The organism is Cupriavidus sp. KB_39 (genome assembly GCF_052114485.1).
Classification (GTDB): domain Bacteria; phylum Pseudomonadota; class Gammaproteobacteria; order Burkholderiales; family Burkholderiaceae; genus Cupriavidus.
Map to the genome: position 1 here is coordinate 151,601 of NZ_JBFREV010000020.1, position 9,966 is coordinate 161,566.

A 9,966-nucleotide genomic window follows, 5' to 3' on the forward strand; every position below is an offset into this window, starting at 1 on the left:
CTCAAGCGGGCAGGACCACGCGCACGGCCTGYGCGAAACGGTCCACGATATTGTCGATGTCCGCSGCCGTGCAGATGAAAGGCGGYGCAAACAGCACATGATCGCCGTGCACGCCATCGACGGTGCCGCCCATCGGATAGACCAGCACGCCGTGCGCCATGCACGTGCGCTTGAGCGCCGCGTGGGTCTTGCGGGCCGGGTCGAGCGTGGCCTGGGTGGCGCGGTCGGCCACGAACTCCACGCCGACGAACAGCCCGCGCCCACGCACATCGCCCAGATTCGGATGATCGCCCAGCGCCTCGCGCAGCCGCGCGCGCAACTGCTCGCCACGCGCCAGCACGTTATCGAGCAGATTGTCCTCGGCGATGGTCTGCTGCACGGCGAGCGCCGCCGCGCAGGCCGTGGCGTGGCCGATATAGGTATGGCCGTGCTGGAAGAAACCGCTGCCGCCGACGATGGCTTCGTAGATGCGGCGCGTGGACATCATCGCGCCAATCGGCTGGTAGCCGGCGCCGAGGCCCTTGGCGATGGTGACGATGTCCGGCACCACGCCGTCTTCCGCGCAGGCGAACAGGTGGCCGGTGCGGCCCATGCCCGACATCACCTCGTCGAGGATCAGCAGCACGCCGTACTTGTCGCACACGGCGCGGATGCGCTTCAGGTAGTCGCCCACCGGCGGCACCGCGCCGGCCGTGGCGCCGACCACGGTTTCGGCGACGAAGGCGGCCACGCTCTCCGGCCCCAGTTCGAGGATCTTGGCTTCGAGTTCGTCCGCCAGCCGTTGCGCATACTGGGCGTCCGTCTCGCCRGCGGCCTGGTCGCGGTACGCATAGCACGGCGACACATGGTGCGCAGGCACCAGCAGCGGCAGGAACGGCTCGCGCCGCCACGCGTTGCCGCCAATCGCCAGCGCGCCGAGCGTGTTGCCGTGGTAGCTCTGGCGGCGCGCGATGAAGTGGCGGCGCGCCGGCTGGCCGGTCTCGACGAAATACTGGCGCGCGAGCTTCAGCGCGGCTTCCACGGCCTCCGAGCCGCCCGAGACGAAGTAGACGTGATCGAGATCCCCCGGCGCGGCCTCGGCCAGCGTGCGCGCCAGTGTCTCGGAGACTTCCGTGGTGAAGAACGAGGTGTGGGCGTAGGCAAGCGTATCCACCTGCGCCTTGATGGCCGCCACCACGCGCGGGTGGCCGTGACCGAGGCACGACACCGCCGCGCCGCCCGAGGCATCCAGGTAACGGCGGCCGGTGCTGTCGATCAGCTCGATCCCCTGGCCGCCAACGGCCACGGGCATGGTTTGCTTGGGATTGCGATGGAATACGTGCGTCATGATGGAAGAAGCTGTCCTGTGCGGGGCGCCGAGATCAGGTGCGAGTATAGGAACAAGCGCACCCTCTTTGCAACATGTGTTTCATTGATCGATGAAAAAGAAACACTCGATCCAGCAATCGACGTGGGGACGGGGCGCCGACCTGTGCAACAATCGTTGCATTCCGCGYTCCGCCMTCGCCCATGTCYCCTGACACCACCCCTGCCTCGCCCCTCTCGCTGGATGCCCTGCTGACCCAGCTCCGCGCCGATTTCCCGACGCTGAGCGCGCAGTTCCAGAGCGGCGCGCGCTACCTGCTSGACCATCCGCACGACATCGCGCTCCACTCGATGCGCAAGGTGGCCGCCAACGCCGGGGTGCAGCCAGCGACACTTGTGCGGCTGTCGCAGTCGCTCGGSTTCGAAGGYTGGCAGGGCCTGCGCGAGCTGTTCATGGAGGCGATGCGCGACCAGGGCGCGCAGCCCTACGCCAAGCGGGCGCGCAAGGTGGTGAAGGAGAGCGGCTCCAACCGGATGCTGGCCGAGATGATCGAGGTGCAGCATCACAACCTGGACGCCCTGCTGGCCAACAATGCCGAGACGCTGCCGCAGGCCGCCGACCTGCTCGCGGCGGCGCCCAATGTCTACGTGGCCGGCTTCCGCTCGTGCTTCCCGATCGCGTTCACGTTCCACTATATCTACCGGCTGTTCCGCAGTTCGGTGCAYCTGGTGCGCGGCGACGCCGGCACGCTGGAGATGGAGCTGCGCGCGCTGACCGCCAAGGACGTGGTGCTGGTCACCGCCTTCGCGCCGTACTCGCAGGAGAGCCTGCGCGTGGCCTCGGCCGCGCGGGAGGCCGGTTGCAAGGTCGTGGCGCTGACCGACAGCACGGTGGCGCCCATCGCGCTGGAGGCGGACTGCACGCTGCTGTTCGCCATCGACAGCCCGTCTTTCTTCCCGTCGATCACGGCTGGCGTGGCGATGGTCGAGGCCTTGGTCGAGCAACTGCTGGCCCGCAAGGGCAAGGGTGCGATCCGCGCGCTGGAGCAGACCGAGGGCCAGCTCCACCGCACCGGCGCCTACCTGCCCGCCCAGCGCGGCTAAGCCGGCCGTCTTTCGGACTTATTCGAACGCCTCGTCGTTGGGGCTGGCGTAGGCCTTCTTCATCGGCTCGCTGAGCGGCAGGTCGAAGCTGATGTTCTTGGGCGGCACCGGCTTGGCGAACCATTTGGCGTACAGCGTGTTGATCTCGCCGCTCTTGATCAGGCCGCTGATGGCGCCGTCCACCACCTGCTTGAAGCCGGGATCGTCCTTGCGCAGCATGAACGCGTAGGCCTCGAACGACTGCGGCGTGCCGACCACGGTCCAGTCGCCGGGGTTCTGCGCCAGCGTGCGGGCGCCCGACAGCAGCACGTCATCCATCATGAACGCGGCCACCCGGCCCGACTGCAGGATCAGGAAGGACTCGCCGTAGTCCTTGGCGCTYTGGATGGTGATATTGGCCTGCTTCTCGTCGTTGAGCTTGCGCAGGATCCGCTCCGAAGTCGTGCCGGCATTGGTCACCACGGCCTTGCCCGACAAATCGCCAAAGTCATGGATCGGGCTGCCCTTCTTCACCAGCAGCCGCGTGCCGGCCACGAAGAACGTGGTCGAGAACGCCACCTGCTGCTGGCGGGACTTGAGGTTCGTGGTGACGCCGCACTCCAGGTCCACCGTGCCGTTCTGTACCAGCGAGATCCGGTTCTGCGAGGTCACCGGCACCATGCGCACCTGCAGGCTGGCCGCGCCCACTTCCTTCTTCACGCTATCGATCACCCGGTCGCAGATGTCCTGCGAGAAGCCGATCACCTTCTGGCTGGCGTCGTAGTACGAGAACGGGATCGACGAGGTCCGGTGCCCGATCGAGATCGTGCCGGACGACTTGATCTTGGTGAGCGTCGGGCTGGCGGCCACGTCGACCGCGAAGGCCGGGGCTGCGGTGGCCAGGACGGCGGCGGCAGCGATCAGGCGCAGCACCGGGCGGACGGAAATCGACTTGGGCATGGAAAACACTCCTGTTTGAATGGATGCGTCAGGTGTTGCAATGCTAGGCATTGAGCAACAAGTGTTCCATCATGGATTACCATGAAACAAATGTGTTATTCCCGGGGATGGTGCAACAAAGGAGCGAGAAGGGAGCCACAAGGGGGGCAGCCGGAAAGAAAAACGCCCCGGGTCGGGGCGTTGGTGGCACGGCGTTGGGATGGCCGGGGAATGCTGCGGCGCAGCAGTTCTACGTCCCGCACTTCTCCTTGAACGTCTTCTGCAACTGCCGGCGGCTGCGGTCGCGCTCGACGGACAGCACGTCGTTGCCCTGGCTGTTCTCCACCGGCGCGCCTGACTTGTAGCTGCGCTTGGGTGTCTCGTTCATCTGCGCCATCAGTTGCTGGCATTCGGCGTCGTCGATGGTCTGCTGGGTGGGCGCGGCGGCGCCGGGCGGGCGCGGCATGGGGCGGTAGGGCGACTCGCCTTCCTTCACGGCATCGCCAATCACGTTGTCGATGGCGGCCGTGCCGCCGGGCTGGGGCGGATTCTGGGCATAGGCCGGGAGGCAGGCACCCAGCGCGAGGAGAACGACGGCATGGCACTTCACTGCGGCAAGGCAACGGCTCGGCATGACGAACTCCTTCCCTGTGGTCGGTGCTGCCATGGTAACGCCTAACGCGTCCGGACGGCCCCAAGGGCGACCGGGGGTGCCCTACGGCGCCTCGCGGGCCAGCGCGAGGGCTTCGAGCAGCGTCTGGTGATCGCCGATATGGTTGGCCAGTAGCAGGATCAGCCGSGCGTTGGCGGCCTGGCTGGCGGCGTCGTCGAGGTCGCGATGCATGTCGATCAGCGCCTCGTAGAAATCGTCGGGGCGCGCGAGGTTCGGCGCGGTGTTGAGGGGCATCGGCGGGTCTCCTGATTGTCGCGACGGGCGGCAAGTCACGCCATCGCCATCGGCTTGGGAGCCGGGGCCACCGCTGGCCGGCCCTGCCCCGCCTGACCGATGGCCCGGTCCAGCGCAGCGCCGACGCGCGCCGCATCCACCGTCCGCCAGCGCGCGCAGACGTGCTGGTCCGGGCGGATCAGGTAGCAGGTACCCGCGCGGGCGTCGTAGCGGCGGGCGGCCAGCCCTTCCACGTCGCGGACCACGGTGGCGCCGGGCCACGGATCGGCGGAGGCGGCGATGGCTGCATCGGTCACGAAGACCAGCCGCAGCGGCGCCGCGCCCTGCTGCAAGGCTTGCAGCGCGCGGCGGGTCGCGGCATCGAGCCCGGCCGGGGCGCCGAAGATCAGCGCCACGAACTGGTCGCCCAGCCGGGGCAGCAGCCACGGTTCACCGCTCATGCTGCATACCGGCGCATCGGCACAGGCCGCGCCCGGCACCATCGCCCCGGCGAAGGCCTCGCCGTCGCCATCGGCCGTATTGAGCGGCGATGCGTGCAGTACCGCCGGCACCGAGAGCCGCCCGCTGTTCACCAGTTGCCGGGCAAACCCATGGTCCCGCGCCAGCGTGAGTACAGCGTCGCGGAAGGTGCGGCTGACGGCGCTCTTGGGGGTGATGAAATCAGTCGAACGCGTGGAATGGCGGATGTTCTCGTCGGCGGCGAACTCGCGCTCGCTGGCGTAGGAGTCCAGCAGGCTGTCCGGCGCGCGGCCCGCCAGCACATAGGCGAGTTTCCAGGCGAGGTTCTCGGCATCCTGCACGCCGCTGTTGGCGCCGCGCGCGCCGAACGGCGAGACGCCATGCGCCGCATCGCCCGCGAACAGCACCCGGCCATGGCGGAAGTGGTCCATCCGCACGCAGGAGAAGGTGTAGACGCTGACCCACTCCAGCTCGAACTTCGCATCCGGGCCGAGCAGCGCCCGCACGCGCGGGATCACCCGTTCGGGTGTTTTCTCCAACACCGGGTCGGCATCCCAGCCGAGCTGGAAGTCGATGCGCCAGACGTTGTCCGGTTGCCGGTGCAGCAGCACCGACTGGTTCGGATGAAACGGCGGATCGAACCAGAACCAGCGCTCGGGCGGAAACGCGGCCTCCATCTTCACATCGGCAATCAGGAAGCGGTCGCGGAAGGTATGGCCATGGCTCTCCAGCCCCATCAGCTTGCGCAGGCCGCTGCGCGAGCCGTCGGCGGCCACCACGTAGCGGCCGCACAGCGTGTAGCCGCCGTCGGGCGTCTCCACGGTCAGCGCCACGTGGTCATCGCGCGACTCCAGGTTCACCGCGCGGCTTTTCCAGCGGATGTCGATCAGGGGCAGCGCGCGCGCCAGATCGAGCAGATAGCCCTCGACGTAATACTGCTGGAGGTTGATGAAGGCCGGGCGCTGGTGGCCGGACTCGGGCAGGAGGTCGAACGCGTAGACCAGGCTGTCGCGCAGGAAGACCTTGCCGAGGTGCCAGCGCACGCCCTTCTCGACCATGCGCCCGGCGCAGCCGAGGCGGTCGAAGATATCCAGCGTGCGCTTGGCGAAGCAGATGGCGCGGGAGCCGGTGGAGAGCGTGCAGTCCTCGTCGATCAGCACCACCGGCACGCCATGCCGGGCGAGGTCGATGGCGGTGGCCAGCCCGACCGGGCCGGCCCCGACTACCACCACGGGGTGCGGCGCGCCGGCGGCATGGCCCGGACGCTGCTCCGCGCACGGCGCGTAGGCGTACTGCTGGCGCTGGTAATCCGGGTCGATGGCGTCCGTGGCCATGGCTCAGTCCTGCAGCGCAGCCCACATCTCCTGGTCGCGCTGGGCGGTCCAGATGCGCGGATGGGTGATGCCGGCGGCTTCGTCGAACGCGCGCGACACATCGAACGGCAGGCAGTGCTCGTAGATGAACACCTGGCCGAACTTCGGGTCCATGGACTTGCGCGTGTGCGCCATGGCGGCCTTCAGGTCCATACGGTCCGCCACGGCCTCCTTGCCGGCCTGCAGCAGCGTGGTGACGAAGTCCTTGGTGTAGGCGATGCCCTTGGCCACATCGGCGGGCGTGGTCAGCGCGGGGCCGCGGCCCGGCACCAGCTTCTGCGGCTGCAGCGCGGCCAGCGCGTCGAGCGTGGCCGGCCATTGGGCGAGCTGGGCGTCGCCGCAGTAACAGGCCGCGTCGTACTCGACCAGATCGCCCGAGAACAGCACCTTCTGCTGCGGCAGCCAGACCACGGTGTCGCCTTTGGTGTGGCCGGCGCCCAGATGGGCAATGCGTACCTCCAGCTTGCCGAGGAACAGGGTGATTTCCTTGTCGAAGACCAGCGTCGGCCAGGTCAGGCCCGGCACGGTCTCCACGCCGGCGAACAGGCGCGGAAAGCGCTCGATCTCGGACTTCATGTCGGCCTCGCCGCGCTCCACGATCATCTCGTAGGTGCCCCGGCTGGCGATGACCTGCTGCGCCCCTTCGGCGAAGTACGCCGACGCGCCCAGCACGCGCACCGCGTGGTAGTGCGAGAGCACCACGTACTTGATCGGCTTGTCGGTGATCTGGCGGATGCGGGCGATCAGATCCTGCGCCATCGCCGGGGTGGCGGTGGTGTCGACGATCAGCACGCCGTCGTCACCGATGATCACGCCCGAGTTGGGGTCGCCCTCGGCCGTGTAGGCGTAGGCGTTCTCGGACAACTGGGTGAAGGTGATCTGCTTGGCTTCCAGGTCGGCCTGGGATGCGAATGCTTTTGCCATGTCGGTCTCGATGCGGGGGGATAGGCCAAGCTTAGGAAGCCGACCAATCTTAGTCAATGGCAAATCGAATTGTCATTTGCTAAATCACCCGCCAGACCGCATGCCGCTGTGGCGGCGTCCGGGAAACTCCCTACCCGCCGTTACCCCCCTCCCCGGCCAGCGCCGGCAGCGTCTCCTAGCTGGCCGCCATCACGAAGTCGATGAACCGGCGCACCCGCGCGGGCACGTGGGTGCGGTGCGGGTAATACATATAGAGGCCGACGTTSTTGCTGCGGTAGGCGGGCAGGATCGACACCAGCCGACCGGCCGCCAGATCGTCCTGCACCATGTAGGCCTGTAGCTGCCCGATGCCGATRCCGGCGCGCACCGCCTCGATCTCGGTCTCCACATCGCTGAAGGTGGCCACGGCCGGCACCTCCAGGTAGACGAGATCGCCATCGACCATCAGCTCCCACGGCAGCAGCCGGCCCGTGACCGCCCGGCGGAAGCCGGTGCAGGCGTGGCTGCGCAGGGCGTCGAGCGAGTCCGGCGTGCCATGGCGAGCCAGGTATTCGGGGGCGGCGCAGATCAGCAGCGGCAGGTCGCACAGCTTGCGGGCGACGAGGTTCTGGCCGGGGCTGGTGCCGGCGCGGAAGCCGATGTCGATCTTCGCCTCGACCAGATCGGTGAACAGGTCAGTGAGCACCACATCGAAGGTGATGCCCGGGTATTCCTCCCGGAAGGCCCGGATCAGCGGCACCAGCACGCGGGCGCCCACCGAGTGCGGCGCGGTCACGCGGACCATGCCGTCATCCTCGCTGCGGCTGCTGCGCACCTGCTCGAGCGCCTCGTCAAGCTGGCGCATGCCCGGCTCGGCCAGCTCGAACAGCCGGGCGCCCTCGGTGGTCAGGCTCAGCTTGCGCGTGGTGCGATGGAACAGCCGCACGCCGAGGTATTCCTCCAGCGTGCGCACTGCCTTGCTGACCGCCTGCGGCGTGACCTCGGCCTCCACGGCCGCCCGCGCGAAGCTCTTGGCGCGCACCACGCCCAGGAACAGCGTCAACACCCTGGCCTTGTCCATGCGTTGCCAACCTCTGGTTGTCAATGAAGCAGGCATGGTACGCCGGGCGGCATGATCTGCGGATGGTTTCCCGGAGGGATTCCATTACTATCTGGGCTTCCCCAGCATGGACCCCGGGCAGACGCCGCATGGCCCCACCCATCGACAGCATCGACAGTACCGATAGCGCCGACAGCACCGAGCGCACGCAGCGCGGCATCCAGAGCGTGGAGGTGGGCGGCCGCGTGCTGCGCGCGCTGGCCGACGCGCGCCGGCCGATGTCGCTGGCCGACCTCGCCGCCGCCGCCCAACTGGCGCCTGCGCAGGCGCACACCTATCTGGTCAGCCTGACGCGGCTCGGGCTGATCAAGCGCGACCATATCGACGGTTACTACGAGCCCGGCCCGCTGGCGCTGCGGCTCGGSATGCTTCACCTCGACCACGATCCRGCCTATCGCGCCGCCGTGCCGCGCGTGCAGGCGCTGGCCGCCCGCATCGGCTTCAGCGTGGCGATCAGCCTGCCTACGCCACAGGGGCCGACCATCGTCCATTACGCCCACGCCGGCACGCCGCTGCATGTGAACCTGCACGTCGGCACGGTCATGGCGCTCGCCGCCACCGCCACCGGCCGCACCTACTGCGCGTTCCAGCCGCCCGGGCACTGGCAGGACATCTGGGCGCGGCAGCATCCGCAGGGCGCCGACCTGCCCGGCTTCCTGCATCAGCTAGAGGACATCCGCGCGCGCGGCATGGAGCGCAGCATCGACTCGCCCAGCCCCGCCGTGAGCAGCCTCGCCGTGCCGTTGCGGGATGGCGATGGCGCGCTACGGCTGGTGCTAACGGTGATCGGCTCCACGGGTGGCATCGACGTGGACTGGACCGGCCCGGTGGCCGCCGCCCTGCGCGACGCCGCGGAGGACATCGCCTCCGCCATCGCCGCCAACATCGACAAGGCGCCCGCATGAACGACGACACGCTCCCCGGCGGCGCCAAGCCGCAACGCGGCATCCAGTCGCTCGACAACACGGGGCAGCTGCTGATGGCACTGGTCGCGGCCGGACGGCCCCTGCCGCTGGGCGAACTGGCGCGCGCGGCCGGCATGGTGCCGGCCAAGGCGTTTCCGCATCTGGTCAGCCTGCAGAAGATCGGGCTGCTGTCGCGCAATGCATCGGGGGATTTCGTGGCCGGGGCGTTGAGCCTGGATTTGGGGCTGGTGGCGCTGCAGCGGCTGTCGCCCACCCGGGAGGCCGAGCCGGAGATCATCGCCCTGGCCCATGCCACCGGGTTGTCTGTGGCGATGGCGGTGCTTGGCCCGCTGGGGCCCACCGTGATCCGGCTGGAGGAAGCGGCGCGACCCCAGCATGTGAGCCTGCGGGTTGGCACGGTGTTGTCGATGGTCAACACGGCGATCGGGCGGACCTTCGCCGCCCATCTGCCGGCCGACGTACTGGCCGGCGCGCTGGCGCAGGACGCCATCCGCATGGCCGGCACCCCGGGCGGGACGCCGGCGGGCTATGCCAACCGGCTGAAGGCGGTGAGAGCGACAGGGATCGACAACGCCGTCAGCAAGCCGGTGCCCGGCATCGACACGCTGGCCGCGCCGGTGTTCGACCATACCGGAGTGCTGGCCATCGTCATCGCGGTCATGGGCAGCAGCGGCAGCTTCGACAGCGCCACGGACAGCGGCACCGCCGCGCTGGTCCGCCAGGCCGCGCAGCGGCTGTCCTGGCGGTTCGGGGCGCCTGTGGCAGGTCCGACGATCAGCGCTCGATGACCGGCGCATGCACCGGCGCGATCGACGCGTGCGGGGTCTGCGTGCGCTGCGCAGCCTTGTGGACCATCGTGTAGGCGTAGTCGATGCCCATGCCGTAGGCGCCCGAGTGTTGCTTGGCCAGGCCGGTCACGGCGTCGTACGTTTCCTTGTTCTTCCAGTCACG

10 protein-coding genes and 1 pseudogene are annotated in these 9,966 nt (G+C 68.7%); 3 read left to right on the top strand and 8 right to left on the bottom strand.

Annotation, left to right across the window (positions count from 1 at the left end):
- Nucleotide 1: 1 nt before the first annotated feature.
- The gene (locus AB4Z27_RS16705; RefSeq protein ID WP_092291759.1) at nt 2-1,327 is read right to left on the bottom strand and encodes an aspartate aminotransferase family protein; all 1,326 of its coding nucleotides are present in this window, start codon (nt 1,325-1,327) and stop codon (nt 2-4) included.
- Between the two features lie 182 nt (nt 1,328-1,509).
- On the opposite strand from AB4Z27_RS16705, the gene AB4Z27_RS16710 reads away from it, so the two are divergent.
- Nucleotides 1,510-2,409, top strand: a complete 900-nt coding sequence (locus AB4Z27_RS16710) for a MurR/RpiR family transcriptional regulator (RefSeq protein ID WP_092291757.1) — start codon at nt 1,510-1,512, stop codon at nt 2,407-2,409.
- A gap of 18 nt (nt 2,410-2,427) precedes the next feature.
- Here AB4Z27_RS16710 and AB4Z27_RS16715 read toward each other — a convergent pair whose 3' ends face one another.
- From AB4Z27_RS16715 to AB4Z27_RS16740, 6 genes are all read right to left on the bottom strand, one after another.
- A complete protein-coding gene (locus AB4Z27_RS16715) occupies nt 2,428-3,348 on the bottom strand; it encodes a glutamate/aspartate ABC transporter substrate-binding protein (RefSeq protein WP_092291756.1) in 921 nt (306 codons plus the stop codon).
- Between the two features lie 229 nt (nt 3,349-3,577).
- Nucleotides 3,578-3,994, bottom strand: a complete 417-nt coding sequence (locus AB4Z27_RS16720) for a hypothetical protein (RefSeq protein WP_441644850.1) — start codon at nt 3,992-3,994, stop codon at nt 3,578-3,580.
- Between the two features lie 48 nt (nt 3,995-4,042).
- Nucleotides 4,043-4,234, bottom strand: coding sequence for a DUF2783 domain-containing protein (locus tag AB4Z27_RS16725; protein ID WP_092291752.1), 192 nt, complete (start codon nt 4,232-4,234; stop codon nt 4,043-4,045).
- 35 nt (nt 4,235-4,269) lie between these two features.
- Nucleotides 4,270-6,027, bottom strand: a complete 1,758-nt coding sequence (locus tag AB4Z27_RS16730) for an FAD-dependent oxidoreductase (protein WP_441591636.1) — start codon at nt 6,025-6,027, stop codon at nt 4,270-4,272.
- Nucleotides 6,028-6,030: 3 nt separating this feature from the next.
- Nucleotides 6,031-6,990: an MBL fold metallo-hydrolase gene (locus AB4Z27_RS16735; protein ID WP_092291749.1), complete on the bottom strand. Its 960-nt coding sequence runs from the start codon at nt 6,988-6,990 to the stop codon at nt 6,031-6,033.
- 175 nt (nt 6,991-7,165) lie between these two features.
- A complete protein-coding gene (locus tag AB4Z27_RS16740; protein WP_441644851.1) occupies nt 7,166-8,050 on the bottom strand; it encodes a LysR family transcriptional regulator in 885 nt (294 codons plus the stop codon).
- A gap of 128 nt (nt 8,051-8,178) precedes the next feature.
- Here AB4Z27_RS16740 and AB4Z27_RS16745 point away from each other — a divergent pair, with 128 nt between their 5' ends.
- Entirely contained in the window at nt 8,179-8,994 is an 816-nt protein-coding gene (locus AB4Z27_RS16745; RefSeq protein WP_092291746.1) for an IclR family transcriptional regulator, read from the top strand.
- Nucleotides 8,991-9,803 carry an IclR family transcriptional regulator gene (locus AB4Z27_RS16750; protein WP_092291744.1) on the top strand — a complete coding sequence of 271 codons (813 nt, stop codon included), beginning with the start codon at nt 8,991-8,993 and terminating at the stop codon, nt 9,801-9,803. The genes AB4Z27_RS16745 and AB4Z27_RS16750 overlap by 4 nt, the downstream gene beginning before the upstream one ends.
- Here AB4Z27_RS16750 and AB4Z27_RS16755 read toward each other — a convergent pair.
- Nucleotides 9,790-9,966: pseudogene (locus AB4Z27_RS16755) on the bottom strand (hydrolase); the annotation flags it as partial. The gene AB4Z27_RS16750 and the pseudogene AB4Z27_RS16755 sit on opposite strands and share 14 nt — an antisense overlap.